This is a genomic window from Streptomyces sp. NPDC002785 (assembly GCF_040295565.1).
Taxonomy (GTDB): domain Bacteria; phylum Actinomycetota; class Actinomycetes; order Streptomycetales; family Streptomycetaceae; genus Streptomyces.
Genome location: NZ_JBEOVN010000004.1, coordinates 16,300 through 41,815, shown reverse-complemented (window position 1 = coordinate 41,815; position 25,516 = coordinate 16,300). Strand labels below are relative to the sequence as shown.

29 protein-coding genes and 2 pseudogenes are annotated in these 25,516 nt (G+C 68.3%); 19 read left to right on the top strand and 12 right to left on the bottom strand.

Annotated features, from left to right (window positions below; translation table 11 throughout):
• The first annotated feature begins 20 nt into the window (after window positions 1-20).
• The 16 genes and pseudogenes from proS to ABTZ94_RS02160 all read left to right on the top strand — a co-directional run.
• A complete protein-coding gene (gene proS, locus ABTZ94_RS02235; protein WP_351196605.1) occupies window positions 21-1,436 on the top strand; it encodes a proline--tRNA ligase in 1,416 nt (471 codons plus the stop codon).
• Between the two features lie 215 nt (window positions 1,437-1,651).
• Window positions 1,652-2,245 (top strand): hypothetical protein, encoded by a 594-nt coding sequence (locus ABTZ94_RS02230; RefSeq protein ID WP_030928573.1) that lies wholly within the window; start codon window positions 1,652-1,654, stop codon window positions 2,243-2,245.
• Between the two features lie 157 nt (window positions 2,246-2,402).
• Window positions 2,403-2,846: a 30S ribosomal protein S16 gene (gene rpsP, locus ABTZ94_RS02225; RefSeq protein ID WP_351196603.1), complete on the top strand. Its 444-nt coding sequence runs from the start codon at window positions 2,403-2,405 to the stop codon at window positions 2,844-2,846.
• Between the two features lie 2 nt (window positions 2,847-2,848).
• The gene (locus ABTZ94_RS02220; protein ID WP_005311361.1) at window positions 2,849-3,088 is read left to right on the top strand and encodes an RNA-binding protein; all 240 of its coding nucleotides are present in this window, start codon (window positions 2,849-2,851) and stop codon (window positions 3,086-3,088) included.
• 79 nt (window positions 3,089-3,167) lie between these two features.
• Window positions 3,168-3,752, top strand: a complete 585-nt coding sequence (rimM, locus tag ABTZ94_RS02215; protein WP_351196601.1) for a ribosome maturation factor RimM — start codon at window positions 3,168-3,170, stop codon at window positions 3,750-3,752.
• The gene (gene trmD, locus ABTZ94_RS02210; protein WP_351196599.1) at window positions 3,752-4,573 is read left to right on the top strand and encodes a tRNA (guanosine(37)-N1)-methyltransferase TrmD; all 822 of its coding nucleotides are present in this window, start codon (window positions 3,752-3,754) and stop codon (window positions 4,571-4,573) included. The genes rimM and trmD overlap by 1 nt, the downstream gene beginning before the upstream one ends.
• Window positions 4,574-4,702: 129 nt before the next feature.
• Complete coding sequence (rplS, locus tag ABTZ94_RS02205; RefSeq protein ID WP_093899094.1) at window positions 4,703-5,053, top strand: 50S ribosomal protein L19; 351 nt, start codon at window positions 4,703-4,705, stop codon at window positions 5,051-5,053.
• 45 nt (window positions 5,054-5,098) lie between these two features.
• Complete coding sequence (gene lepB, locus ABTZ94_RS02200; protein ID WP_351196596.1) at window positions 5,099-5,869, top strand: signal peptidase I; 771 nt, start codon at window positions 5,099-5,101, stop codon at window positions 5,867-5,869.
• On the top strand, window positions 5,862-6,905 hold the full coding sequence (gene lepB, locus ABTZ94_RS02195) for a signal peptidase I (RefSeq protein WP_351196594.1): 1,044 nt from the start codon (window positions 5,862-5,864) through the stop codon (window positions 6,903-6,905). Before lepB (ABTZ94_RS02200) ends, lepB (ABTZ94_RS02195) begins: the two co-directional genes overlap by 8 nt.
• A complete protein-coding gene (lepB, locus tag ABTZ94_RS02190) occupies window positions 6,838-7,737 on the top strand; it encodes a signal peptidase I (protein WP_351196714.1) in 900 nt (299 codons plus the stop codon). The genes lepB (ABTZ94_RS02195) and lepB (ABTZ94_RS02190) overlap by 68 nt, the downstream gene beginning before the upstream one ends.
• A 191-nt stretch (window positions 7,738-7,928) precedes the next feature.
• Window positions 7,929-8,309 carry a hypothetical protein gene (locus ABTZ94_RS02185; protein ID WP_351196592.1) on the top strand — a complete coding sequence of 127 codons (381 nt, stop codon included), beginning with the start codon at window positions 7,929-7,931 and terminating at the stop codon, window positions 8,307-8,309.
• 307 nt (window positions 8,310-8,616) lie between these two features.
• Window positions 8,617-9,363, top strand: a complete 747-nt coding sequence (gene lepB, locus ABTZ94_RS02180; RefSeq protein ID WP_351196590.1) for a signal peptidase I — start codon at window positions 8,617-8,619, stop codon at window positions 9,361-9,363.
• Complete coding sequence (locus ABTZ94_RS02175) at window positions 9,353-9,841, top strand: NUDIX hydrolase (protein WP_351196588.1); 489 nt, start codon at window positions 9,353-9,355, stop codon at window positions 9,839-9,841. Before lepB (ABTZ94_RS02180) ends, ABTZ94_RS02175 begins: the two co-directional genes overlap by 11 nt.
• 64 nt (window positions 9,842-9,905) lie before the next feature.
• Entirely contained in the window at window positions 9,906-10,214 is a 309-nt protein-coding gene (locus ABTZ94_RS02170) for a DUF2469 domain-containing protein (RefSeq protein ID WP_003965949.1), read from the top strand.
• Between the two features lie 314 nt (window positions 10,215-10,528).
• The gene (locus tag ABTZ94_RS02165; RefSeq protein ID WP_351196586.1) at window positions 10,529-10,888 is read left to right on the top strand and encodes a YraN family protein; all 360 of its coding nucleotides are present in this window, start codon (window positions 10,529-10,531) and stop codon (window positions 10,886-10,888) included.
• Window positions 10,888-11,049: pseudogene (locus ABTZ94_RS02160) on the top strand (magnesium chelatase domain-containing protein); the annotation flags it as partial. The gene ABTZ94_RS02165 and the pseudogene ABTZ94_RS02160, both read left to right, overlap by 1 nt.
• 108 nt (window positions 11,050-11,157) lie before the next feature.
• Here ABTZ94_RS02160 and ABTZ94_RS02155 read toward each other — a convergent pair.
• The 4 genes from ABTZ94_RS02155 to ABTZ94_RS02140 all read right to left on the bottom strand — a co-directional run bounded on the left by ABTZ94_RS02155 (window position 11,158) and on the right by ABTZ94_RS02140 (window position 16,965).
• Complete coding sequence (locus tag ABTZ94_RS02155) at window positions 11,158-11,568, bottom strand: hypothetical protein (RefSeq protein ID WP_351196584.1); 411 nt, start codon at window positions 11,566-11,568, stop codon at window positions 11,158-11,160.
• Window positions 11,565-13,709 carry an integrase gene (locus tag ABTZ94_RS02150; protein ID WP_351196582.1) on the bottom strand — a complete coding sequence of 715 codons (2,145 nt, stop codon included), beginning with the start codon at window positions 13,707-13,709 and terminating at the stop codon, window positions 11,565-11,567. The genes ABTZ94_RS02155 and ABTZ94_RS02150 overlap by 4 nt, the downstream gene beginning before the upstream one ends.
• Window positions 13,706-15,349, bottom strand: a complete 1,644-nt coding sequence (locus ABTZ94_RS02145; protein ID WP_351196580.1) for a hypothetical protein — start codon at window positions 15,347-15,349, stop codon at window positions 13,706-13,708. Before ABTZ94_RS02145 ends, ABTZ94_RS02150 begins: the two co-directional genes overlap by 4 nt.
• A gap of 86 nt (window positions 15,350-15,435) precedes the next feature.
• On the bottom strand, window positions 15,436-16,965 hold the full coding sequence (locus tag ABTZ94_RS02140; protein WP_351196578.1) for a site-specific integrase: 1,530 nt from the start codon (window positions 16,963-16,965) through the stop codon (window positions 15,436-15,438).
• Between the two features lie 52 nt (window positions 16,966-17,017).
• Here ABTZ94_RS02140 and ABTZ94_RS02135 point away from each other — a divergent pair.
• Window positions 17,018-17,866: pseudogene (locus ABTZ94_RS02135) on the top strand (ATP-binding protein); the annotation flags it as partial.
• A 214-nt stretch (window positions 17,867-18,080) separates the two neighbouring features.
• Here ABTZ94_RS02135 and ABTZ94_RS02130 read toward each other — a convergent pair.
• The gene (locus tag ABTZ94_RS02130) at window positions 18,081-18,557 is read right to left on the bottom strand and encodes a hypothetical protein (RefSeq protein WP_351196576.1); all 477 of its coding nucleotides are present in this window, start codon (window positions 18,555-18,557) and stop codon (window positions 18,081-18,083) included.
• Entirely contained in the window at window positions 18,554-18,994 is a 441-nt protein-coding gene (locus ABTZ94_RS02125; protein WP_351196574.1) for an ATP-binding protein, read from the bottom strand. The genes ABTZ94_RS02130 and ABTZ94_RS02125 overlap by 4 nt, the downstream gene beginning before the upstream one ends.
• Window positions 18,995-19,235: 241 nt before the next feature.
• Here ABTZ94_RS02125 and ABTZ94_RS02120 point away from each other — a divergent pair, with 241 nt between their 5' ends.
• Both ABTZ94_RS02120 and ABTZ94_RS02115 read left to right on the top strand, forming a co-directional pair.
• Window positions 19,236-20,099 (top strand): DUF5753 domain-containing protein, encoded by an 864-nt coding sequence (locus tag ABTZ94_RS02120; RefSeq protein ID WP_351196572.1) that lies wholly within the window; start codon window positions 19,236-19,238, stop codon window positions 20,097-20,099.
• Entirely contained in the window at window positions 20,096-20,314 is a 219-nt protein-coding gene (locus ABTZ94_RS02115; RefSeq protein WP_351196570.1) for a DUF397 domain-containing protein, read from the top strand. The genes ABTZ94_RS02120 and ABTZ94_RS02115 overlap by 4 nt, the downstream gene beginning before the upstream one ends.
• A gap of 76 nt (window positions 20,315-20,390) precedes the next feature.
• Here ABTZ94_RS02115 and ABTZ94_RS02110 read toward each other — a convergent pair whose 3' ends face one another.
• The 6 genes from ABTZ94_RS02110 to ABTZ94_RS02085 all read right to left on the bottom strand — a co-directional run bounded on the left by ABTZ94_RS02110 (window position 20,391) and on the right by ABTZ94_RS02085 (window position 25,513).
• Window positions 20,391-20,714 carry a hypothetical protein gene (locus ABTZ94_RS02110; protein ID WP_351196568.1) on the bottom strand — a complete coding sequence of 108 codons (324 nt, stop codon included), beginning with the start codon at window positions 20,712-20,714 and terminating at the stop codon, window positions 20,391-20,393.
• Window positions 20,711-20,944 (bottom strand): hypothetical protein, encoded by a 234-nt coding sequence (locus tag ABTZ94_RS02105; protein WP_351196566.1) that lies wholly within the window; start codon window positions 20,942-20,944, stop codon window positions 20,711-20,713. Before ABTZ94_RS02105 ends, ABTZ94_RS02110 begins: the two co-directional genes overlap by 4 nt.
• Before the next feature lie 26 nt (window positions 20,945-20,970).
• Complete coding sequence (locus ABTZ94_RS02100) at window positions 20,971-21,882, bottom strand: N-acetylmuramoyl-L-alanine amidase (protein WP_351196564.1); 912 nt, start codon at window positions 21,880-21,882, stop codon at window positions 20,971-20,973.
• 67 nt (window positions 21,883-21,949) lie between these two features.
• On the bottom strand, window positions 21,950-23,539 hold the full coding sequence (locus tag ABTZ94_RS02095) for a hypothetical protein (RefSeq protein ID WP_351196562.1): 1,590 nt from the start codon (window positions 23,537-23,539) through the stop codon (window positions 21,950-21,952).
• 12 nt (window positions 23,540-23,551) lie between these two features.
• Window positions 23,552-24,328 (bottom strand): hypothetical protein, encoded by a 777-nt coding sequence (locus ABTZ94_RS02090; RefSeq protein ID WP_351196560.1) that lies wholly within the window; start codon window positions 24,326-24,328, stop codon window positions 23,552-23,554.
• A gap of 81 nt (window positions 24,329-24,409) precedes the next feature.
• Window positions 24,410-25,513 carry a hypothetical protein gene (locus ABTZ94_RS02085; protein WP_351196558.1) on the bottom strand — a complete coding sequence of 368 codons (1,104 nt, stop codon included), beginning with the start codon at window positions 25,511-25,513 and terminating at the stop codon, window positions 24,410-24,412.
• Between the last annotated feature and the right edge of the window lie 3 nt (window positions 25,514-25,516).

Sequence of the window (25,516 nt, the reverse complement as noted above, 5' to 3'; positions counted from 1 at the left end):
GTCGCCGTACGATGCGCGCCATGGCAAAGGCACCCGTTCTCACGCCCCAGGCCGAGGACTTTCCCCGCTGGTACCAGGATCTGATCAACAAGGCCGAACTCGCGGACAACGGTCCGGTGCGCGGCACCATGGTCATCCGGCCGTACGGATACGGCCTGTGGGAGCGGATGCAGCAGGAGATGGATGCCCGTATCAAACAGGCGGGCGCCCGGAACGCCTACTTCCCGCTCTTCATCCCCCAGTCTTACCTGACACGCGAAGCCGAGCACGTCGAGGGCTTCGCGCCGGAGCTCGCGATCGTGACCCACGCCGGCGGGAAAGAGCTCGAAGAGCCCGTGGTGGTGCGGCCGACGTCCGAAACGATCATCAACGAGTACTTCTCGAAATGGGTGCAGAGCTACCGGGATCTGCCGCTGCTGATCAACCAGTGGGCGAACGTCGTGCGCTGGGAGATGCGCCCGCGGGTCTTTCTCCGTACGACGGAATTCCTCTGGCAGGAGGGCCACACCGCCCACGCCACCTACGAGGAGGCCCGGGAGTACGCGGCGTACATCCAACGGGACGTCTACGCGGACTTCATGGTCAACGTGCTGGGCATCGATGTGGTCCTCGGCCGCAAGACTCCGGCCGAGCGGTTCGCCGGGGCCGTCAACACCCTGACGCTCGAAGGGATGATGCGGGACGGCAAGGCCCTGCAAATGGGTACGAGCCATGAGCTCGGCACCAATTTCGCCAAGGCCTTCCACACCAGCTACCTGTCCAAGGAGGGCAGGCAGGAACTCGTCTGGCAGACCTCGTGGGGCTCGTCGACCCGCATGGTCGGCGGTCTGATCATGGCGCACGGCGACGATCACGGCCTCCGGGTGCCGCCGCGGCTCGCGCCCGTCCAGGCGGTCGTCCTCGCGGTCAAGGAGGACGAAGGGGTGCTGAGCGCGGTCCGGTCCATCGGGGAGCGGCTGCGCGCCGCGGGAATCCGGGCCGAGGTCGACGACCGCACCGACACCCCGTTCGGTCGCCGCGTGGTCGACTGGGAGCTGAAGGGCGTGCCGGTACGGATCGAGGTCGGCCCGCGCGATCTGGAGAGCGGCACCGCGATGCTGGCCCGGCGCATCCCCGGCGGGAAGGAGCCGGTCGCGATCGAGGCCCTGCCCGCGCTGCTTGAGGCGGTCCTTGCGCAGGACCAGGCGACGCTGCTGAGGGAGTCCCGGAGCCGGCGTGAATCGTCCACCAGCGAGGTCGCGTCCGTCGAGGAGGCCGTGGAGGCGGCGACCGCGGGCGGCTGGGCGCGTATCGCCTGGTCGGCCCTCGGCGCGACGGGGGAGGCCCGGCTCGCGGAGCACGGGGTGTCCGTACGGTGTCTGATCGCCGAGGACGGGTCGGTGCCGGACGCGGACGACGCTCCCGGTACTGTCGCGCTGGTGGCCCGCGCCTACTGACACGGAGCCGCTCGGCGCCCCGGCGTACGGTTGCCGCCTACGCGTCCGGGCGTACGGGTCGCTACGTACCACCTTGGTGTGAGCTGTGTGACTTCTCCGCAGATCTGCGCACCCGCCCTCGTCAGGACGCATCAATGGCAACTGACTGGTACGTGCAAATTATTTGGGATGGCCCGGAATCGGAACACCGGGGCACTCGCGCTCGTTGTCACGACGTGAGCACGACACCACCTGTACTTGCCGCAGAGCTGGCGCAGGCGTGGGCCGACATTCAGCGGTACCACCCCGAGCTGCCGGACCTAGCCGCGCCCGAGTCCCTGATCGGAGAGTCCTCGTCCGCCTGTGGCGCCGAGCTCTCCTTCGAACGACTGCTGCACGAGGCAGTCCATGGCATCGCCGCCGCGAGAGGTGTCCGCGACACCTCTCGGGCCGGCCGCTACCACAACCGCCGATTCCTCGCGATCGCAGAGGAGCTGGGCCTCGACCACGCCGAGGAGCCCCACCCCAGCAGTGGCTTCTCGCTGGTCACGCTCAATCCCGAGGCCAAGCGCCGGTACCGCCCGACGATCGAGCGGCTGCAGCGCGCCCTCAAGGCGCATACGGTCGCCACCGCCGCCGACACCAAGCGTTCCTTCCGCGGCCCGGCCGCCCGGCACGGCTCCTCCGGCGGAGGCGTCCGCGTCAAGGCCGTCTGCGACTGCGGACGCAATGTGCGCGTCGTCCCGTCGGTCCTGGCGCAGGCACCGATCGTCTGCGGTGGCTGCGGAAAGCCGTTCCGTATCCCGGAAGCCGCGGTCGCGGTGGGGTGACCCGATGTGGTGTGGCACAATGGCTAGCTGTACTCGACAGTCGCACAGGACCCCTCTCTCCTCCGGCTGACGCGTCCGTCGGGCACCCGAGTACCGCAACCCCACGTGGCATCTTCGTTGTGCCCAACCACGTCATAGACCAGGAGACACCACTTCCGTGGCAGTCAAGATCAAGCTGAAGCGTCTGGGCAAGATCCGTTCGCCTCACTACCGCATCGTCGTCGCCGACTCCCGTACCCGCCGTGACGGCCGGGCCATCGAGGAGATCGGCCTGTACCACCCGGTGCAGAACCCCTCGCGCATCGAGGTCAACTCGGAGCGTGCGCAGTACTGGCTGTCCGTCGGCGCCCAGCCGACCGAGCCGGTTCTCGCGATCCTGAAGCTCACCGGTGACTGGCAGGCACACAAGGGTCTCCCGGCCCCGGCGCCGCTGCTGCAGCCGGAGCCCAAGGCTGACAAGCGCGCCCTGTTCGAGGCCCTGGCCAAGGACACCGGCGAGGAGTCCAAGGGCGAGGCCATCACGCAGAAGGCGAAGAAGGCCGACAAGAAGGCGGACGAGGCCGCTGACGCGGCTGCGTCCGCCGAGTCGACCGAGGCCTGAGCATGCTCGAGGAGGCTCTCGAGCACCTCGTGAAGGGCATCGTCGACAACCCCGACGATGTGCAGGTCGCCTCGCGCAACCTGCGCCGTGGTCGCGTACTCGAGGTCCGGGTCCACCCCGACGACCTCGGTAAGGTGATCGGCCGCAACGGACGCACCGCACGCGCGCTGCGTACCGTCGTGGGCGCCATCGGCGGCCGTGGCATCCGCGTCGACCTCGTCGATGTGGATCAGGTTCGCTGACAGAGTTGAACACCGGCACGGGCCGGGGAGGGCCATGCGCCCGCCCCGGCCCGTCGTCGTATGACAGGAGAGACACAAGGTGCAGTTGGTAGTCGCGCGGATCGGCCGTGCCCATGGCATCAAGGGCGAGGTCACCGTCGAGGTGCGTACGGACGAGCCGGAGCTGCGGCTCGCGCCCGGGGCCGTACTCGCCACCGAACCGGCCACCGCCGGACCGCTGACGATCGAGACCGGCCGGGTGCACAGCGGACGGCTGCTGCTGCGCTTCGAGGGCGTACGCGACCGTACGGCTGCCGAGGCCCTGCGCAACACGCTCCTGATCGCCGAGGTCGACCCGGCGGAACTCCCCGAGGACCCCGAGGAGTTCTACGACCATCAGCTCATGGACCTCGATGTGGTCCTCGCCGACGGCACCGAGATCGGCCGGATTACCGAGATCACGCATCTGCCGTCCCAGGATCTCTTCATCGTCGAGCGGCCGGACGGCAGCGAGGTGATGATCCCGTTCGTCGAGGAGATCGTCACCGAGATCGATCTGGAAGAGCAGCGCGCGGTGATCACCCCGCCGCCCGGTCTGATCGACGAGAGCCAGGCCGTGATCGCCTCCTCGCGCGACGAAGAGGGCGACGGGGACGAGGCGCCCGACTCCGGGAAGGACCTCTGATGCGCCTCGACGTCGTCACGATCTTCCCGGAGTACCTGGAACCGCTGAATGTCTCGCTCGTCGGCAAGGCCCGCGCGCGCGGCCGCCTCGATGTGCACGTACACGACCTGCGGCACTGGACGTACGACCGGCACAACACGGTCGACGACACCCCGTACGGCGGCGGCCCCGGCATGGTCATGAAGACCGAGCCGTGGGGCGAGGCGCTGGACGACGCGCTGGCGGGCGGGTACGAGGCCGGGGCGCACTCCCCGGTGCTCGTGGTACCCACACCCAGCGGCCGTCCGTTCACCCAGGAGCTCGCCGTCGAGCTCTCCGAGCGGCCCTGGCTGATCTTCACGCCGGCCCGCTACGAGGGCATCGACCGGCGCGTGATGGACGAGTACGCGACCCGCATGCCGGTCGTCGAGGTGTCCATCGGGGACTACGTGCTGGCGGGTGGGGAAGCTGCGGTGCTGGTGATCACGGAGGCGGTGGCCCGGCTGCTGCCCGGCGTGCTCGGCAACGCCGAATCGCACAGGGACGACTCCTTCGCCCCCGGCGAGATGGCCAATCTGCTGGAGGGGCCCGTCTACACCAAGCCGCCCGAGTGGCGCGGCAGGGGCATCCCGGACGTACTGCTCAGCGGTCACCACGGGAAGATCGCACGCTGGCGGCGGGACGAGGCGTTCCGTCGCACCGCGCTCAACCGGCCCGATCTCATCGAGCGCTGCGAGGCGAGCGGCTTCGACAAGAAGGACCGCGAGATCCTCTCCATCCTCGGCTGGTCGCCGGAGCCCGGTGGCCGATTTTGGCGCAGGCCCGAGGCCGTGGAAGAATAGGCCGCTGCTGTACGTCCGGCGTGCGCCCCTGCCACAGGGGGAACGACGCCCGCCCGACGCGATCAGCACCCCCATCTCCTTACTATCTCCCGTCGATGACCTGTGGCATCGGCGAAGAAAGCAGACAACATGGCTTCCCTGCTCGATGGCGTCAACGCCGCATCGCTGCGTACCGACGTCCCGGCGTTCCGCCCCGGTGACACCGTCAACGTCCACGTCCGAGTGATCGAGGGCAACCGCTCCCGTATCCAGCAGTTCAAGGGCGTAGTCATCCGTCGCCAGGGTTCGGGCGTCAGCGAGACCTTCACGGTCCGCAAGGTCTCCTTCAGCGTCGGCGTCGAGCGCACCTTCCCGGTGCACAGCCCGATCTTCGAGAAGATCGAGCTCGTCACCCGCGGTGACGTCCGTCGCGCCAAGCTGTACTACCTCCGTGAGCTGCGCGGCAAGGCCGCGAAGATCAAGGAGAAGCGCGACAACTGAGCTAGCTCCCAGGTCCACAGGACGGCCGGATAAGCTCTGGCCCCGATGGACACGGAAGCCAAGCCCTCGGAGCGCGACCGCTCCTCCGCACCCGCAGCAGGGTCGGAGGAGGGGCCGCGCTCTTCGCGTATCCCGGACCGGCCGACCGCCTCGATCTCGTGGCGGCGGACCGCCGCACTCGGAGCCGTCTGCTCGGTCCTCCTGCTGCTCCTCAGCGGCTTCGTGGTGCAGCCCTTCCTGATTCCCAGTGGCTCGATGGAGCCCACACTGCGGGTGGGGGACCGGGTACTGGTCAATAAATTGGCGTACCGTTTCGGCTCCGTACCGCAGCGCGGCGATGTGGTGGTCTTCGACGGCACCGGATCGTTCGTGCAGGAAGCTCCCCAACAGAATCTCGTCACCGGGCTGCTGTACGGTGTGGCGGCGTCCCTGGGGCTGGCAGAGCCTGCCGAGACCGACTACGTGAAGCGGGTGGTGGGCGTGGGAGGAGACCGGGTCGTCTGCTGCGACAAGCGCGGAAGGGTCGAGGTGAACGGCCGACCGGTCGACGAGGGCTACCTGCATCCGGGAGACGCGCCGTCCGGGGTGCGCTTCGACATCGTCGTGCCCGAAGGCACGCTGTGGATGATGGGCGACCACCGCAGCAATTCCCGCGATTCGCGTGACCACCTGGGAGAACCGGGCGGTGGCATGGTCCCGGTCGACATGGTGATCGGCAGGGTGGACTGGATCGGCTGGCCGCTGGGCCGGCTGGGCTCACTGCCGGACAGCGCCGTCTTCGCCGGTGTACGGGCGACGGGCGGGGCCCATGGGTAACCGCGGGCTGCGGCAGGGCGGGCCCGACCCTGAGATACCGCTGCCGGCCGGCAGCGGGCCGACAGCCGCGCGCTCCCTGCCGACCAGGGCGGAGCGGCGCAGGCTGGCCCGCAAGGTCAAACGGCGGCGGCGCAGGTCGGCCGTGCGGGAGATCCCCCTTCTCCTCACCGTGGCGCTGCTGATCGCGCTTGTGCTCAAGACCTTCCTGGTGCAGGCCTTCGTGATCCCGTCGGGGTCGATGGAGCAGACCATCCGGATCGGCGACCGGGTGCTCGTGGACAAGCTGACGCCCTGGTTCGGATCCAGGCCCCAGCGCGGCGATGTCGTCGTCTTCAAGGACCCGGGCCACTGGCTGAGGCAGGAGAACGCCGGCAAGAAGGACCCTCCCGTCGTCGTCAAGCAGGTGAAGGAAGCCCTGACCTTCATCGGGCTGCTGCCGTCCGACGACGAGCAGGATCTGATCAAGCGGGTGGTCGCGGTCGGCGGTGACACGGTGAAGTGCTGCGACAAGGATGGCCGGATCACCGTCAACGGTGTACCGCTCGACGAGCCCTATCTGCACCCCGGTAATCCGCCCTCCCTCATCAAATTCGAGGTAAAGGTTCCGGTCGACCGGATCTTCGTGATGGGTGACCATAGGTCCGATTCGGCCGATTCGCGCTTTCACCTGGACGAGCCGGACCACGGTACGGTTTCCGAGAACGAGGTCGTGGGGCGTGCTGTCGTCATCGCCTGGCCCTTCGGACACTGGCGAAAACTGGAGGAACCGACGACATTCGACTCGGTCCCTGACGCGCGCGCCGGGACGGCTGCTGCGTCGGGCCCGTCGAATAGTGTGTCGTCCAAGGATCCCAACGGAATGATCCCTCTCCCGACCCCTGCGGAACTCCCGCTCGTTATGGGAGTGGTGGGCCTGCACCGGCTAGGGCGCAGGCGGTGGCACGGAGTAAGGAGTGGATGTGGGGGATTTGGCGGTCGGCGCACGATCCGGACACGAGGAACCCGAGGACCGGCCGGACAATCCGGAGAATGTTGAGCCCGCCGGAACACCGGCGGACCGCGCGGAAAGTAGCGGCGACTCTCCGAACGGCGGCGGTACAGCCCGGCAGAAGCCGCGCTCCTTCTGGAAGGAGCTGCCCCTCCTCGTCGGTATCGCGCTGGTACTCGCGCTGCTGATCAAGACGTTTCTGGTGCAGGCGTTCTCGATCCCCTCGGACTCCATGCAGAACACTCTCCAGCGGGGCGACCGGGTGCTGGTCGACAAGCTGACCCCCTGGTTCGGCGCGGAGCCCAAGCGAGGCGAGGTCGTGGTCTTCCATGACCCGGGTGGCTGGCTGGAAAACACCCAGACCGCCAATCCGAATGTGGTGCAGAAGTTCCTCAGCTTCATCGGACTGATGCCGTCCGCCGAGGAGAAGGACCTGATCAAGCGGGTCATCGCGGTCGGCGGCGACACGGTGGAGTGCAAGAAGGACGGCCCGGTCGTGGTCAACGGCAAGGCCCTGGACGACAAATCGTTCATCTTCCCGGGCAATACCGCTTGCAATGACGCGCCGTTCGGCCCGATCAAGGTTCCCGAGGGCCGGATCTGGGTGATGGGCGACCACCGCCAGAACTCCTGGGACTCCCGCTACCACCAGGAGCTGCCGGGCGGCGGCACGGTCTCCAACGACGAGGTCGTCGGCCGAGCCATCGTCGTGGCGTGGCCGATCAACCGCTGGGCGACCCTGCCCGTTCCGAAGACCTTCGACCAGCCGGGTCTGGGTGCCGCGGCGGCTGTCGCACCCGGTGCGATCGGCATCGCTGGTGCCGTGCCGATCGTGATGTGGCGCAGGCGGGTGCGGCCTGTGTCCGGCCGACAGCAGTGACTGACGAACCGTCGTGAGCCGTTGTTCCAGGGCGATTTGGCATGATTTTTTTCTATGGAAATTTGATCAATGCAGCCCTAGGGTTGGGAAAATGGAGTCGCCCTTCGGGCTGACTCCCATAGAGTTCGCGACGACCGTTCAGCGCATCTACTCAGGGGGCTAATGTGGTACGCGTATCTCGGATGAAGTTGATGGGAGCTATTGCCGCAGCTGTCGTCGGAGTGGGGGTGGCGAGCTCTCCGGCTACCGCCGACACGGGGCACTCTTACGGTTCCGGCTCCTGCAGTCACACATCTGACGGCTGGTTCGTCAGTAATGGGGACACGCTGTATCTCAAGGACACGTGTGCGGACGGCTTCTCCGCCGCTCTCAAGGTTGATGTGGCGCCCATCAAGACGGGCGAGGGCTACGACTTCATGGTGTGGAACAGCAGCGGCAACGGCACCACGAAGAAGGAAGACAGCCACAATTTCCCGGAAGGCGTGAAGATCTGCATCAAGGCCGGCATCGGCCACCAGTCCACTGGTGAGATCGGCGGGTTCGCCTCCGGCTGGTCGTGCGGCACGACCTGAGCTTGGTTCCCCGTCTCCACCGACCCGGAGACACAGCGGACAGCTCGGCCGTCCGGTACACGTCATGATGGATGCCGGCGTCCATGACGCGGATATCGGACCGCAAGGATGAACCGCCCCCGGTTGCTCGGCGAGCACGCTGAGCAATCGGGGGCGGTTGTCGGTCGTGGGTGGGGCGGAGCACTCGGTGTAGCCGGTGCTCCGCCCCTCGTGTTTGGCGTCGCAGGAGGCTGACCAGCGGGCGTACCGCCGGGTAGGGTGCCGACTCGGATCAGCGATTGTCGATTCCGAGGTGGGGGACGCTGGGATGAGTGGAACAGGAAGTAAGGGTGACGGCCACGGTCGGCTCGGCGGCATGCTGTCGGGACTGGCCGTGGCCGTCGGCTGTGTGCTCTTCCTCGGCGGCTTCGCCTGGGGGGCCGTGGTGTACAAGCCGTACACCGTGCCGACCGAGTCGATGAAACCGACAGTGCACGCCGGCGACCGGGTGCTCGCGCAGCGGATCGACGGCAGCGAGGTGCACCGGGGTGACGTGGTGGTCTTCACTGATCCGGTGTGGGGCGACATGCCGATGGTGAAGCGGGTCGTCGGGATCGGCGGCGACAAGATCGCCTGCTGCGACAAGGGCAGGCTCACAGTCAACGGCAAACCCGTTGAGGAACCGTATCTGCGGACCAAGGGCCTCGCCTCGGTGAACAACTTCACCGCGGATGTTCCCAAGGGGCAGCTCTTTCTGCTCGGGGACGAGCGCAGCGCCTCACTGGACTCCCGGGTCCACCTGGACGACCCGGGGCAGGGCTCCGTGCCGCGCAGCGCGGTGCAGGCGCGGGTGGACGCCATCGCCTGGCCGCTGGGTGACATGGTCGGGCGGCCGCAGGCCTTCGCCTCATTCCCCGGTGGGGTGTCGTCGCCCGGACCGCTGAAGCTGCAGCTAGGGGCCGTGGCGGCGGGTGTGGTCCTCATCCTCGGTGGTGCCGCATACGGTCCGATCGCGGCACGGTCCGGGCGGGCGGCACGGAGCAAGAGCGAAAGGACGCCCGCCGGTGCGCACTGAGCAGCGGAAGGTCGCCCGGGTAGTGCTCCTGGACCCCGACGACCGCATTCTCCTCATCCATGGGTTCGAACCGGAGGACCCCCGGAGCACCTGGTGGTTCACCCCCGGCGGCGGCCTGGAGGGCGACGAGACCCGGGAGCAGGCCGCGCTGCGCGAGCTCGCGGAGGAGACCGGGATCACCGATGTCGAGCTGGGCCCGCTCCTTTGGCAGCGGAAGTGCTCGTTCCCGTTCGACGGGCGCCGCTGGAACCAGGACGAATGGTACTTCCTGGCACGCACGACGCAGACCGCCACCGATACCAGTGGGCTCACCGGGCTGGAGCGGCGCAGCATCGAGGGTCTGAGGTGGTGGACCTCCGCCGAACTGTCGGCGGCGCGTGAGACGGTGTACCCGACCAGGCTCGCCGAGCTGCTGCGCACGCTGCTCGACGAGGGTCCTCCGCATACGCCACTGGTTCTGGCCCCCGAAATCGCCTAAGCGCCCAGGGGTGCCGCAGCCTGGCGCACAATGGGGGCACGCACGGCTGAAGGGGAACATGCCAATGAGCGCCGAGGACCTCGAAAAGTACGAGACCGAGATGGAGCTGAAGCTCTACCGGGAGTACCGAGATGTCGTCGGTCTGTTCAAATATGTGATCGAGACCGAACGGCGCTTCTACCTCACCAACGACTACGAGATGCAGGTGCACTCGGTTCAGGGTGAGGTGTTTTTCGAAGTATCCATGGCGGACGCCTGGGTCTGGGACATGTACCGGCCCGCACGGTTCGTCAAGCAGGTACGGGTGCTGACGTTCAAGGACGTGAACATCGAGGAGCTCAACAAGAGCGATCTCGAACTTCCGGGTGGCTGAGACCGACCGGTAAATATGAGACCGACCGGTAAATAAGGGGCGGCGTCGCGGGGTTGGGCACACGCATCTGCCGCGTTGTCGTCAATCACCATGGTCCCGCCATGCCTCATTCCTCCACCGCGCGGCTGCGCGCGCCCAGCCCAGCCCAGCCCAGCCCCTTCTCCCGCCCCCTATGTGCCGGTCGGCCTGAGTCCGTTCTTTCGGGAGGATTCCTACTTCCGGGTGGCCGAGTTGTCCACAATCCCGAGGTTTTCCACCAAGATCCACCAGCTGGGGCCGGACGCGTCAGAGTCGGTGCCGGAGGTGGTGCCGATATGAACGCACGGGGGGCACTCGGGCGGTACGGCGAGGATCTGGCGGCACGGCTGCTGGTCGACGCCGGCATGTCCGTACTGGAACGGAACTGGCGCTGTCGTGCCGGTGAGATCGACATCGTCGCGATGGACGGCGACGCACTCGTGGTCTGCGAGGTGAAGACCCGCAGGGCGGGTGCCTTCGAGCATCCGATGGCAGCCGTCACACCCGTCAAGGCGGAGCGGCTGCGACGGCTGGCCGGGATCTGGCTCCACCGGCACGGAGGCCCGCCGCCCGGTGGAGTCCGGATCGACCTGGTCGGCGTGGTGCTGCCCAGGCGCGGAGCGCCCGTCGCGCAGCATGCGCGGGGGGTGGCCTGATGGGGTTCGCGCGGGCGTGTTCGGTGGCGCTCGTCGGTGTCGAGGGTGTGGTGGTGGAGGTCCAGGCGGACCTGGAGGCGGGGGTGGCCGCGTTCACACTGGTGGGGCTGCCGGACAAGAGCCTGGTGGAGAGCCGGGACCGGGTCAGGGCCGCCGTCGTGTTCCCTGTCAAGTTCTTCTGTTCAGTCTTGGCGAGCGCTGCGTAGCCCTTGAGACACAGCAGAGCCGCCCCGGCGTCAGGACGACGAGGACGACTCTGAGGCAAGCGGTCAGCGGTTCGGAGGGCGGAAGGGAAAGACGTTGTCTGGGGTCGGAGATGGTTCGGGGTCAGGGTCCTTCCTTTGGGTGAGAACTGCGCTCGCGAGAGTCAGCAAGGTCACCTGCTGGCGGAGCTTTTCGAGCTCGGCTTCCTTGTTGGCGAGGGTCTTCCTGAGTTTGGTGACGGTTTCTCGAAGTCGTCTTTCAGGTTCTGGAACCTGCTGTGCCTCGTTGCGGACGCGTTCGTAGAACTCGTTTTTCAGATCGGCATGCCGTTTCTGCAGGGCCATGCGGTGGACGTCGGCCTCGGCGGCGAGCGCGACGACGGTGAGGCTGCCATTGGAGGCAGCGGCCTGCCCGGTCAGGAGCCGGTCCATCGCTTCGCGGATGCGGGTGCGTTCGTCCTGGGGCTGCTGGGTCATGTCAGGGCCTCGGCGGTCTGGGCGGTGGCGTCATGGGCATCGGCTCTCGTGCGGAGATTGCTGGCATTGCGACGCATCCGTTTGGCGAGCTTCTCCGGGACGAAGGCGGCCGCGCGGTCGACCTCGTCGGCCTTATCGCGCAGTTGACGGGCGTGAGTGTCGGTGCGGACCGCGTTGCCGCAGCCCTCCTTGCAGTCGTACTGCCTCGGCGCGGTCGCTCCCGGCTCGGGCTCACAGAGCGCGTTGTCGTGCTTGAACGCGCAGATCACGAACGCGTCGGGGTTGTCATAGAGCACGACGCCGTCCCGAGCGAGGAACTTGGCTGCCTTCCTCGCGAACGTTCTGGGGACGATGCGGCCTTCGAAGCGAGGTGTGCTGGCAGCTCCGGTGATGGCGCGTCGGGCGGCAGGGCCGGAGACCTTCTCGCCGGCTGCGATGCGATCGCGCAGGTGGGCCGCGGTGTCGGCGGCGGCCAGGGCAGTCTCGATGTCGAGGACGCCGTGAATCCCGGAGCGGCTGCGGGAGCCGTAGCCGCTGGAGGCGCGGGCGTCGAGAACGGTGCGCATGTGCCCGTACTGAATGGCGAGTGCGACCAACCCGCCGGGACGACGTGCAATATGCCAGGCCAGGCTCCGGCGGAAGCGCGACATCCCGATCGATCCGTGCGGGTCTTCCGGGATGGCCTGACTCGGGAGCCCATGGGCCATGGCCTCATGGTTTGCCCAGGCCACGAAGTCCTCGATCCTCTGGTTCAACGCCTCGCCCTTCAGCGCGCCGTGGTGGTTGCGTTGGAAGAGGAAGTCGTGGTGGGCGGCACTGAAGAGGTACTCGCCCTCGGGGACGATTCGCTCTAGGACGCGGATTGCGTGGACGACCGGTGTGATGGCGACCCAGGGGACTTCGCGCTCCTCGCCCTCGGAGACGTGGTTGCCGTCGTCGTCGGTGACGTTCTTGAAGTGACGGCTGCGGATCAGGTGCCGGCCAGGGGCGCCGTTCGGGCCCGGTTCGGGATCGGGGCAGCATCCTGAGCGCAGTCCCTGCGCTTCTTGTGGGCGCATACCTGTCAAATAGAGACATATGATCATGGCGGCGGTGCCGAGGTGCTTCATCAGGCTCGCCGCCTCGTTGAAGTCCAGGTGCGTGCGCCAGGGGCGTCCGTTGATGCGTCCGGTCACTGGTATTTCCAGCGGACAAGGGCCTGGACGTTGTGCCGTCAGTGCGGGGAGCCCGAGCTTGCTCGCGAGTCGATCGACCTGGCCGCCGCTGGCGCCGGTTGTGGCAGCAATGAATGTTCGGGCCACGGTGTTCTTGCCCTGGTTCTTGGTGCTGGGCAACGGGGCGCCCGTTTCAATGAGGGGCATCAGGTAGGCCTCAACGGCGGCTTGGCCGCCCTCGAGGGTCGGGACTGTGCCGATCAGCGCGGTGAGGCGGCGGTTTTCCGCCCAAGCGGCCAAGATGTCGTCGGCGAAGTCCTCGATCACGCGCATCGCCCAGACCAGCAAGGGGCCGATGACCTGCGGATCCAGCGGCTCGGTCGAGTTTTCGCCGCCGCCTTGGTTGCTGGCGGCGGGCAGGAAGTCGTCGATGCCCTCGCTGTCCCACGGAGGCCGGGCAATCCCCGAAGGATGTGCGGAGAGCTGGTCGAACAGCCACAGGTCCGTCAACCATGCCAGGACCTTTTCGGCGCGGCCGCGTCCGACGCCGTCCTTCCATCGCTCTTCCGGATACTGCCGCCACTCGTCCTCGGTGCAGGCGGCGAGATCCGTAATGCCGCGCTTTTCCAGCCAGCGGGCCAGCCGCATCCACTCCCGACACGTACTCACCATGTCCTCGGCAGAGCTTCGGGGCCGGCTCGCCATTCCTCGGCTTCTGAGGCGGGTCGGCCGAAGCTGACCGTTGATCATGGTCCAGGCCGGCAGTTTCAGCTGGCCACGGATCCGGTCTGGGCACTTCTCCCAGTGGACGTTGATGAGCCTGGTGCCGGGGTTGTCGATGAGCGGAGCCAGGGGCCAGATGAGGTCCTGGTAGCGGGAGACGGGATGCGGGTTGCTCGGGCGTATCCACTTCCGCAGGACGACGGGGCTGTCCGGCGACGGCATCGGCAGCACATATGGGTCGTCCTCGGTGGCAGTAGCGGTCATGGGGCCAGTTCATCTTTCAGGAGGAGAGCGACGATCTCGCGGTCTGCGTCGGTGAGGCGGCCCCGAGCTCCGGTCCAGGCAGCCGTGCCGACCTTGCGCTGCAGGTCTTCCAGCCGCTGCCAGTGGTCGTTCCAGCGCTGGTGCCACATGCGGTCAGGCAGAACGGACCGCAGACCTCCTATTTGCCGGTGGAGGTGGGCGAGGCGGGGGTGGTGACCCGGGTGGACGTGTGCGTTGGTGCAGGCGAGGCAGAGGAGGAAGTCGGCTCCGCATCCTCCGGCGGGTGATGGCCAAGGGCTGGTTCCCTCGTCCTCGCAGTCCGCTGTCGCAGTCTCCGAGTGATCTGGGTTCGCGGTGCCGGTGAGGTGACCGGCGAAGGCAACCTTCCGTGCCAGATCCAGAGCCTCCAGGGCGCCACCTTCGATCACCTCTTGGGCAGAGTCCTGGACGTTCTTGTCGGGCAGGACATAGACGCTCTCGTGGGTGCCCCGGGTGTGCTGCAGTGGGCGGCCCTCGCGGGTCACTGTTGTGCGCCGGGTCCGCTGGAACGGCGACCCACCGAGTTGGTGATGGTTCACCCACCCTTTGACGTCGCCTTCCGATATGCCAAAGACGAGAGGGTCGACCGGGCGGGGCCGGTCGAGGCCCTGGGGCTCATGCCTGGTGAGACTGCTGCGGGCCGTCATCAGCAGGTCCGTGCCTGGGGCCAGGCGGGCAGCCAGAGCACGGCAATGCGCGGTGGCCTCCAGAGCATGGGTGATCAGCCGCCCCGCGGAGTCCGCGCCGGAGTCGGTGATGTTCTCTGTGGAGAACCAGCGGCCGGCCCCGGCCCGTCGCTTCTCCACCTGGACTTGGTAGGTCACCGTGGTCGTCTCTCCGGCTGACGGTGTCGCCGTGGGGGCGGGCATGCGGTCGTAGACCGCGAGATTCCATCCGAACTGGTCAGTCAGCAGCACGGCCAGTGCCGTCAACTCCCCGCGGGTGAGGAACAACCGGCCCCATGTCCGGTCCACGCTTCTGCCGTTAAGAACCCCGCGGTTCGTCACGGTGGTCTGGCCGCTCGGCAGGAGGGTGCGGGGGACGTCACCTGTGCGTGCGAGGAAGTCGAGGATCCGTCCCAGCCGCCACTCCTTGCTGCCTTCGGGGAGGTCCCCGGCCCGCCAGCGTTCCAGGACCAGGGTGTTCTCACGGATCCGCAGCAACGCGGTCCGAAACTGCCGCCGAGCAGCCAGCCGCACTTTCTCGCGCTCCGCCTCCGTGAAGGACTGCTTGCTCGGCTTCGCCCTGGGGAGGCGACGAGCAAGCTCCTCGGCCACTGGACCCGTGCCCAACCGGGGATCGTGCACGAGCACTCCGCGTACCGACGTCAGAATCTGCTTGCCCGCGTTGGAGCCGATGTGTCGCGTGCGCCAGCGTTTGAGCATGGCCGCAGTCACCTCATCCAGGTCCTGCGGGGGATGCTCCTGTTCGGCCAGGAAGCGGGTGAACCACGCGAGCCTGAGCCAGTAGTTGTATGCCGTGAGGTGGCTCTCCCAGCGGCGTGCCTGGACTGCGAACACGGCGGCCAAGGACCGTTGCATCGGCTCCGGGGCGACCAGTTCAGCGAAGTCGAACGCCCTGCTGTGGCCAGCCTTGTTCATAACCGTCACCACGAGCCCCTCCGGGACGATCGGCGGCTCGGTGTGATGATCGCCCGGTGGAAGGCTGGCCCGACGTCCCCGCCCGCTCATGAGGCGGCCTCGAGAAGCGTGTCGATGTCCTGGATCCCGACCGTCTCGCGGGCCAGCCGGGAGAAGACCCCGTCCACATCCTCAACGTCCTGACCCGCGTCAGCAGATTCCGCGGCGGCGAGGATCGACTCCAGGTGCAGGTGGGAGACGGGCGCGAGGTAGTGCCGTTTTGTCGTCTCCACGTCCGCGTGCCCCAAGAGTGTCTTCACGAGCCACCACGGGTCGCCGAACAGCTGGGCGAAGTCCCGCCGGTCCTTCTTCGTCAGCCCGTATCGGGACTCGAAGAGCTCGTTCAGCAGGATCAGCATGAAGAGAGCCATGGAATGCCTAGCGGAGTGCGGGGTCGCGTACGGAGTCTTCCCGCGTACTTCCGCGAGCCGAAACTTCCGCCCGATCTTCCGTTCTTCCTCGGTGAGCAGCACCTCCTCGCAGCGCAGGTTCGCGTTCCTGAACACGCCGTTCCAACGGTCAGGGAGCATCGGCAGACCCTGCTCGGTCAGCCACAACCATGCCGGCTCCGGCCCGTCCGGCCCGTCCAGGAACAGCCACTGCCGCTCGTGCCAGCTGAGCAGATTCAAGTCCTGCCCGCCGACGACACCGCTGGCGTCCACCCACTCGACCTTCGGCTTCAGCCCGCGCGTCACCTTCGTGACCAACCGCATCACGGGCAACCGCTCGTAGACGCCCTGTTCCTGGGCCCGTTGAACGGCCCAGGCCCGCTCCGACTGCACGTAGGCCTCGACCTGGCCGACGGAGTCCATCGACGCGTAGAACGTGCGCGTGTTCTTCGACCTGGTCACGGCGCCCGCGATGCGGCCGTGGAGATAACGGCCGTGCCGCAGCTGCTGAGTCGGCAGCTCGAACGTCAGCAGCGAACCACCCTCTTGCCGCCGCAGCCCTGAGCTCAGCAGCAACTGCACGAAGCTGGTGTTACGGATCTCCGTCCGTGACTCCCACCCCGGCGCCGCCACCCCTGCCCGAGTGTGCCCCCGTAGCCCGACGTCCGACCACAGGCCCCAAGTCCGCGGTGTAAGCCACGACACCCGCGCAGTCACCGAGTCCGCGGCCCGGTCCTCCCGCCGTGACACGTCCACCGGCAGCGGGTGGACGTTCCCCCACTTGAAGAGCTTGGTGAACGCAGCAGCCTCGCGGTTCCACTTCGTCCCGCCGATCCGCTGCGGGTTCTCCGGAGCACGGCATCGCCAGTCACGGAAGTCCGCGAGATCCTGCTCGGTCGCCTTCTGCCACGACACCCCACGAGACCACAGGAACTCCAGGAGTATTCGGATATCCGTCCCGTAATTCCGCTTCGATTCCCGCTCCAGATTCCTGAATTCTGGAGACCGGACGAAATCCAACAGCTCCGTGTCGACCATGCCGTCCGGCCGTACGTACACCGGATCCCCCGGCTTCAGTCCGATCCGGGCCACCGACCCCGGCAGGTCCCGTACCCCCAGGACACCCGCGGTCGGCAACGGTCCCCACCGCTCCGGATCCGGTACCCACTCCACATGCCACTCGCTCAACTTGAGCCCCTCCTGATGCGCTTGAACACATCAGATCATCAGGGAAGATGCCAACTCCGGGGCCGAGTGGCCGCAGAAGAAACTCACGGTAGGCCTGTCACCGGCCTCCGTACCCAAGGGCGGCTCCGGTTTCGATCTGGCGGTTGCCTGCGCGGTGCTGGGCGCGGCCGAGCGGATCGACCCGGCGTCCATCGCCGATCTGGTGATGATCGGTGAGCTCGGACTGGACGGCCGGGTGCGGCCGGTGCGCGGCGTGCTGCCCGCCGTGCTCGCCGCGGCGGAGGCCGGATACCACCAGGTCGTCGTGCCCGAGCAGACCGCGGGGGAGGCGGCGCTGGTGCCCGGGGTCTCGGTCCTCGGGGTACGGAGCCTGCGGCAGCTGATCGCGGTGCTCTGCGACGAGCCGGTGCCGGACGAGCGGGAGGCTCACGGCGAGGGGCGCCCCGACACCATGATGGCCGGGCTGATGGTGCCCGGCGCGGGTATCGGCACCGGGCTCGCCCGGGTGCCCGGGCGGGGGGATGGCAACCCGCCGGATCTGGCGGACGTGGCGGGGCAGGGGCGGCCCCGCAAGGCGCTGGAGGTTGCCGCGGCGGGCGGTCACCATCTGCTGCTCTCCGGACCGCCGGGCGCCGGCAAGACCATGCTGGCCGAGCGGCTGCCGGCGATTCTGCCGACGCTGACCAGGAAGGAATCGCTGGAAGTCACCGCGGTGCACTCGGTGGCAGGCATTCTGCCGCCGGGGGAACCACTGGTCACCCGTGCGCCGTACTGCGCACCGCACCACTCGGCGACGATGCAGTCGCTGGTCGGCGGGGGCAATGGGCTGCCGCGGCCCGGTGCGGTCTCTCTGGCCCACCGGGGGATTCTCTTTCTGGATAGGGCCTGTAATACAAGTGGGGTTGGCGGGGTCAGCAGGGCCCCAAGTTGCCTGCGCGGCACCTGCGCGGGCCCTGCGTGGCCCCCTGGGGGTTTACGGGAGTCCAATGGCCCTGGGGTTCCGATCGCGGAGCGCTGGGGCCGCACTGGGGCGCGTGGCGTTGAGCCGCTAGCCTCGAACGTGGAACGGCCCCCGGGGTATTCACCACTCCGGGGGCCGTTCTCCTGTCTGGGGGTCAGAACGGCCGGCGCGCTCTCGTCGTCCCCCACCGCACGATTCCGTCGCGCACGCACTCGTCGAGGTACGCGGCAATGTCCGCTTGCGTGCGGCCCGCAGGCGTCGGCCTGAACGACAGCAGCAAACGCACGTCGGCGCCCTCCGCGACGGTTTGCTGCCACTCCTGCGACGTACCGGGGATGCGGTACACCCATCGGTCGTCGCCGTAGTCGAGGGAGGCGACGCCCCGGTGCAGGGTCAATCTGGGCCCGATGAACCGCGGCTGCTCGTCAACCGGCCCCAGGTGCAGGCAGACGGCGAGGGCGCGCATACCGGCCTCGATCGTTTCGAGGGTCTCGTGCGCCAGTCGCGGCGGGGTGTGCGTGAGCAAGAGCTGCGCAACGGTGCCGGCCTTCGTGTGGTGTAACCCGCTCGACACCGTCACGTCGGAGATGAACCCGGGCCCCGGCGTGATGTCCACGCGAGGAACGGTCACGGCCCCTTCACCTCCGCCCATACGAATTTCCCCAACGGTCGCTCACCGGTCCCCCATTCGGCGAGGGCCTCGACGATGAACAGGCCGCGCCCCCGTCCGCGTTCGTCGCTCTCGGGTTTCATCGCCGGCGTGCGCCTCCGGGTGTCGTGAACCTCGACGCGGGTACGGCGCTCGGTTGCGTCGAGGACCAGCAACACGGAGTCGCCCGGTTCGGTGCCGTACCGAATTGCGTTGGTCACCAACTCGGAAACGACGAGGGCGACGTCGTCCGTGTGTTCCGGACCGATGTCCGGCAGGTGGTACTCGACGAACTCACGTGCGTAGTCGCGGGCGGCCTTCGGCGACTCGTCCGCCTTGTCGAGTAAGAGCTGCGGCGGGGGGCCCGCCGGTGGTTGACAACAGGGCCGTTCGAACCGCTTCGGAAGCATGGTCACCATGCAGATCCCATCGAGACGGGGCCTGTCCGGCGCGTAGTTTCGTCACGCCGGGCGGGGCGAAATCGAGTTTCGTGCCCCTAGGTTGCTCCCCCAACTACCATCCTCGCAAGCGAACTCAGACCTTCATGAGAATTTGCATATGCCGCAGCAAGGTAGTGCGATAAAGAGGGGATCCCAGGTGACAGGGCCCGAACCCGCACGGCAGACTGTCAAGCAAGGCACCGACCAGGGAGGGGAGACAGTGAGCGCGCCAACCGTCCGCCGGCGCCGACTCGGCGCAAAACTGCGCGGGTTGCGTGGCGAAATGAACCTCGAAGAGGTCGCGGAGCAGTCCGGCGGAGTCTTCACCCTGTCCAAGCTGAGCCGGTTGGAGACTGCCAAGAGCGCGGCCAAGTCCAAGGATGTCGGCGACCTGCTCGACCTGTACGTGAAGCTTGGCCGGGACGTCGATGACGAACTGCGCGCCGCGCTGCTCACCCTCACGCGTGAAGGCGCCCAACGCGGGTGGTGGCACTCATACCGCGGCGTGTTGACGCCGGTGTATGAGGATCTGATCAGCCTTGAAAGTGAAGCGACGGCAGTGTCGATGTGGCAGGCCGGAACGATTCCAGGTCTGTTGCAGACAGGCGACTATGCACGGGAGTTCATCAAGACGACGGCCATGGCCGAGGGCGTCGAGGCCAAGGTCGACGCCCTGGTCGAGGTACGTCTCGCGCGGCAGGCCGTGCTCACGCGAGAGAACCCGCTCACCCTGTGGGCGATCATCGCCGAGGGTGCCCTGCGTTCGAAGATTACGGGCGAGGGCGTCATGCGCGATCAGCTCTCGCGCCTGCTCGCCCACGGCAAGCGGCCCAACGTGAACATTCAGGTGATGCCCTCCGACGCGCCGCCTCACGTCGGACAGATGGGCTCGTACACCCTGCTCGGCTTCGAGGATCATGCAGACCTCGACGTCGTTCACACTGAGAGCCTGACGTCGGCCCTGTACGTCGAGGACCGGGCGCAGGTTGGGGTTTACCGGGAAGGCTTCGGCAGGCTCCAGGCGGCTGCATTGGGCGTCGAAGCGTCCACGGAACGCATTACAGAGATAAGGGACCAGCAATGAAGCACATTGACGATGCATCCACCCTGCCCGTTTCCTGGTGGAAGTCTTCCAGGTCGGAGGCCGGGTCACAGTGCGTCGAGTGCGGCATCGTCGACGCCGGCGAGCAGGTCGTCGCGGTTCGGGACAGTAAGGATCCGGCGGGGCCGGCGCTGCTGTTCTCGTTCGCCGCTCTCGACGGCCTGGTCGGCGCGCTGCGGCGCGAAGAGTTGCAGTGAGCCCCTGTATCCGGGCATGACGAAAGCGGCCCGCCCCCGGGATGTGGGGGCGGGCCGCTGTGCTGCTCGGGGTGGGTCAGTCGTCGAGGGTGCGCCGGGTGCGTTCGTCGACGCGGTCGACGGCGTCGCGCAGGCTCCCCCCACTGTTGGGGTGCAGTTCGTGCTCGACGGCGCCGAGCTGCTGCTCGATGGCGTCAAGTCGCTGCATGACGCCCGGGCGTCCGGGGACGCCGGGGCGGGGCGGGGTGCCCTGCCAGTCGTCGGCGAGGTCGCCGAGTCGTTCGGCGAGGCGCCGCGCGCCCCTGGTCGCCCGGTAGAGCAGACCGAGGGCGCCCCCGACGGCGGCGACGACGCCACACCAGACGACGGCGAGGTCGACGCCGGGGAATCCGGTACTCACGCTCTCGGGGCCTCCTCGTCGACCAGGCCCAGGCCGACGCGGTCGAGGATGGCCTCGACGCTCGGCAGGGCCATGACGCGGGCGAGGCCACCGGCGACGGCGAGGGCGCCGGCAACCCACGGGAGGGACTCGGGGACGCCGGACGCGTCGACGATGGCGGGCAGGGCGACGGCGAACGCGACGGCGCCCTGAATGACGGTGCGTACGGTCCGTTTGGCGGCAGGGGACATGGGTGGTTCTCCTTCGGTCGGGGGGATCACTTGGCGTGGGCGGTGCGGTACAGGTACGCCCACCCCTTCGGGCCGATCGCGGGGTCGTGGGACTTTCCGGCGGCGCGGTAGGACGGGTGGGCGTTGTGGAAGCGGGCGACCGCGGCCTGCGTCTGCGGGCCGTAGGCGTCGGCTTCCTTGACGCTCTGCGGCATGAATCCGCAGGTCTTGAGCACGCGCTGCAACGGCTTCGCGGACGGCTTGGCCTTGCCCGGGGCGAGGCCGGCCGGGAACGCCGGCGGGGTGTACGGCTTCGGCGTCGAGGGCTTGCTCGGCGCCTTCTCGTCGAGCAGCTCGGCGACGTGGGCCCGGATGCGCGCCATAGTGAGCGCGGGGCCGCCCTTCTTGCCGATCGGGCCGCGCGGGTCAACCTTGCCCGGCTGCCACTCACTGTGGCCGATGACCGACGCGGCGCCCCACCCGTGCGCGCGGCAGATACCGGCGGCGGCGCGGGCGATGGCCTCGACCTGCGCCTCGGGCCACGGGTCGGCGTTGTCGCCGAGGTTGATGCACTCGAACCCGTAGAAGCGGGCGTTCCCGTCGGTGTTGGCCTGGTTGTCGGCCGGCAGGGCGCGCTCGTTGATGACGGCGGCGAGCACGTCACTGTCGCCGAGTCCGGCGTGATTTGCGCGGCCGTACCCGACTAGGTGCACCGTGCCGGCCTTGTCGATCACGCCGTGACACAGGGGGCCCGGGAGGCTGCTGTACCCGTCACGGCAGATGGCGACCGAGTGGTCGGTGCCCGACGTCACGGTGTGGTGAATCATGACGCCGTGCATGGGGCCCCATGCCCCGTGTCCGGCGCGGCTGTGGCTGCGCCACGATCCGACCTCGACGACGTTCACGCCCTCGCCGCGCAGGGCGGACAGGAACGCAGACGCGGTGAGCGGTGTTGCCATGGTGGGTGTCTCCAGACATGAAAAACGCCCTCGGCGGCGGCCGGGGCGTACGGGAAAGCGGGAAGGGTCAGACCATGGCGAGAGCCATGATGGCCGGGTCTAGGCCGACCTCGCCCACGGCCTGATTCACGGTCGCGGGCAGTGACGTTTGGCTGTTCAGGCACCATGCGCGCTGGAACGTCGTCCCCATGTAGAAGTTCGCGGGGGCGCTCGGGCTCTCGTTCTGCACGTGCATGTAGTAGAAATCCGTGGCGGCACCGGCGGACATGAGAAAAGCCGCCCAATACCGGCCCGGGGCGAGCGTCGCCGTGGCGGTCAATGCGATTGGGACGGCGCCGATGTGGTTGGTGAGGGCTCCCGGCGCGGTCCCGGTGAGCTGCCCGGCTTCCGGGACACTCGACACTAGGCCGGACGTCGCAACGCGTGACCCGCTCTCGTTGTAGATACCGACGTAGAACCGTGCGGCCGGGACGGCGGTCGAGCCCGCCCACCCTCGGGCGAAGGTCACGACGCGGTTGACCTGCGTGGATTCCGTGATGTTGATGCCGGACATGTAGAGCCGCTGGATTACGGCGGCCTTCGGTGTGCCGGTCGGGTTGGCGACGTGCGCGGGGTCAACCGACCAGGCGGCGAATCCGAGGGCCTGCGGGGTCCACGTGTTGCGCGGCGTGGTGGTCGGGAGCTGCGCGGCCGGGATCCGGGTGGACGCGTCCAGACTCGCAACGCCGTTCGCGGCGGCCTTGGCCGTGGTAGCGATGGCTCCCACCTGCGCGGCGGTGTGTGTGTGCGTCGAGGCCGCGGCGCCTACCTCGGCGGCGGTGTGGGTGTGCCCGGTCGCCGATGCCCCGACGTCTGCGGCGGCGAGGACAACGTCGCCCGTCTTCGTGTTGACGGACGTAACGGCGCCTCCGCCGGACGACGCCGGGAGCTGCGCGGCCGGGACCTTCCCGGTTCCGTCGAGCTGCGCCACGCCCCCGGCGGCGCCTGCGGCCGTCGAGGGGATCGCCCCTACGTCGGTCGCGGCAAGGACGACGGCGGCCTGCGACTGGCCGTTGATGGACTGCACGACGCCCGGGGCCCCGTCCGTCCCGTTCGTGCCGTTGGTGCCGGGCGTTCCGGGGTCGCCCTTCGTGCCGGTCGCTCCGGTGGCGCCTGTCGCGCCCGTGGCTCCCTTTGCTCCTGGTGCTCCGGTGGCTCCGGTGGCTCCGGTCGCTCCGACCAGGGATACGAGCCACTGCTGCACGGTGCCGACGAACCCCTGCTCGACGGCTACCTCGTACGCCGAGTCGCCCCGGACGGCAACATAGTTGGGCTTGCCCGGGTCGGTCGGTGCGATGTCGGCGAGGTCGACGTCGGGGTGCTCGGCCGGTAGCAGGATCGCGTACGAGCGGTTCGAGGTGACGCCGGCGAGCTGCTCCGTGACGACGTACGCCCATCCGTCGGGGTCCATCCCGGGGGCGTCGGTGGCGGGCACGGTGACGGATATTGCGCCGGTCGCGTCGAGGGCGGCGACGACGGGCCCGCCGAGGATCACGTCGGAGTCGGGGAAGGTGAGGACGGACGGCGCGCGCAGGGTGACGGATCCGGAGAGCGGCCGGCCGTCGGGGGTGAGGTACCGCGCGGTGACGGTCACGGTGGGGATGTTCTCGGGCAGCACGCGCGGATCTCCTTACTCGTCGACGCGGCGCAGGCCGGGCTCGACGGGGCTTTCGTTGGTGGTGGCGAGGTTGGCCTCGAACGCGGCCGGTGCGGCGGCGACGGCGGCTTTACGGGTGGGCATGGTGGGGGCCTCGCCCGTCGTGAAGGTGTTGCGGGTGTACGCGTTGAACATGCGCGTTTCGATGGCGCCGGTGGATGCGCTGTTGCGGTGCTCGATCTGAAACAGGACGTGGTCGCCCCATTCGGCTTCGTGGAGGGGCTGCGTGAATGACTTGTTCACCCATGTATTGGCGGGCAGGGTCCACGTTGCGAGGGTCTGCGCGGTGCCGCTGGGAGGGACGTAGTTGATCCGGACCTGTCCGCCGGTGCTGGCGATGCTGGAGAAGTCGAGGATGGCGACGGCGTTCTGCGCGGGCATTCGGCCGATCCATGCGTACTGCCATGACGTCGTTGACTGCATGGCGAAATTGGCGGTTGGGTACATGGGGAACGGGATCCACGGGCGGCCGAGGAAACGGTCACTGTTCGCGTCATCCATCATCAGGATTCGGTCGGGCGCGTTGCGGTCGCGGGACCACATGCGGATCATCTGTGCGTCTTCGTTGACGTCGTCGCCCACGGTGAGGGCGGCGGTTCCGTCCTCGCGGCCGATGCCGACGCCCCAGTCGCCTTGCGGGGTTTGGCCGACGATGAACGTGCGCTGTCCGCTGGGGGTTTGGGCGATGAGCTGTCCGCCCTCGCCGATGGTGATGTCTCCGTGCAGGATCTTGTCGAGGGCCGGCCGCATCTGCGAACGGCCGGTGAGTTCGCGTACCTGCCGTTCGAGGGATCGAATCCGGTCGAGGATGTCCTGCGGAACTGCTGCCACTTACGGGACCTCCAGGTACAGGCGGGCCGACTCGGGCCGGCCTCGCTCGGGCGGGGTGATGCCGAGTCCGACGACGCGGTACCGGGCGTCGAGGGTCTCGGGGTGCCATAGGTCCCGGATCCGTAGGCGCACGGTCGCGCCGAGCAGGGCGGGGGACACGGGGGCGCGGGACATGTCGAGGGTGACCTCGGGGACGACGGTTCCGGCGCGGGCGGCGGCGAGGTCGGCGGCGGCGTGTCCGTCGAGGGTCGCCTGCTCAGTGACGGTGGTGAAATCGCTGCTCCCGTCGAGGCGCGGCCACCCGTCGGCGACGTCCTGGTCGGCGAGCTGCAACGCGGACGTACGGGGCACGCTGTCGGCGGCCTGGTTCTCGTTGTCGGTCGCGCCCCTCGACTGCCACGCGTTCGCGCGGTTGGTGGCGTCGACGGGCCATGTGTAGGCGGTGACCGGTCCGGGGTGGTCGAGCACGATGTCGGTGGAGCCGGTACGGATGGTCGGCGTACCGAGTTGCAGCCGCTTGACGCGGCGGCCGTCGGCGTCCCGGAAACTGGCGATGCGCCATTCGAACCCGCCCTCGACGGCGCCGAGTTGGTCGAGCAGGTCGCGGACGACGGGCAGGTCGTACCGCGAGTACGTACGCTCGCGCAGGACTCCCGACACGTCGGTCGGGTACTCGATGTCGATGTCTCCGCCCGGGGTGTTCTGCACGTAGTCGAGCAGGCCGCGGACGATGTCGTACTGATCGGTCGGCGTCGTCGTTTGCAGGGTGTCGTACAGCATCCGGTGCGACAGGTAGGTGTCCCATGTGCCGGCCTGTACCTGTACGCCGAGAAAGCCGCGGCTGTCCGACTGCACGGCGGCCGTCCACAGGATTCCGCCCCACCAAATGTCGCGGCCCCGTTCGAGCCATACGGCCGTACGGCCCGGGACGATGGCGGCCCGGGCCCGCGCGGCAACGGCGGCGTTGGGTATCGGCACGGTGCCAGACATGGCGCCGGCCTTGCCTATGTAGTCGTCGAGGCTGAGCCCCTGTACCGGCAGGGCGTCGAGCACCTGGTCGGAGCGCAGGTCACACAGCAGCAGCCGGTACCCGGGGGAGATCACACG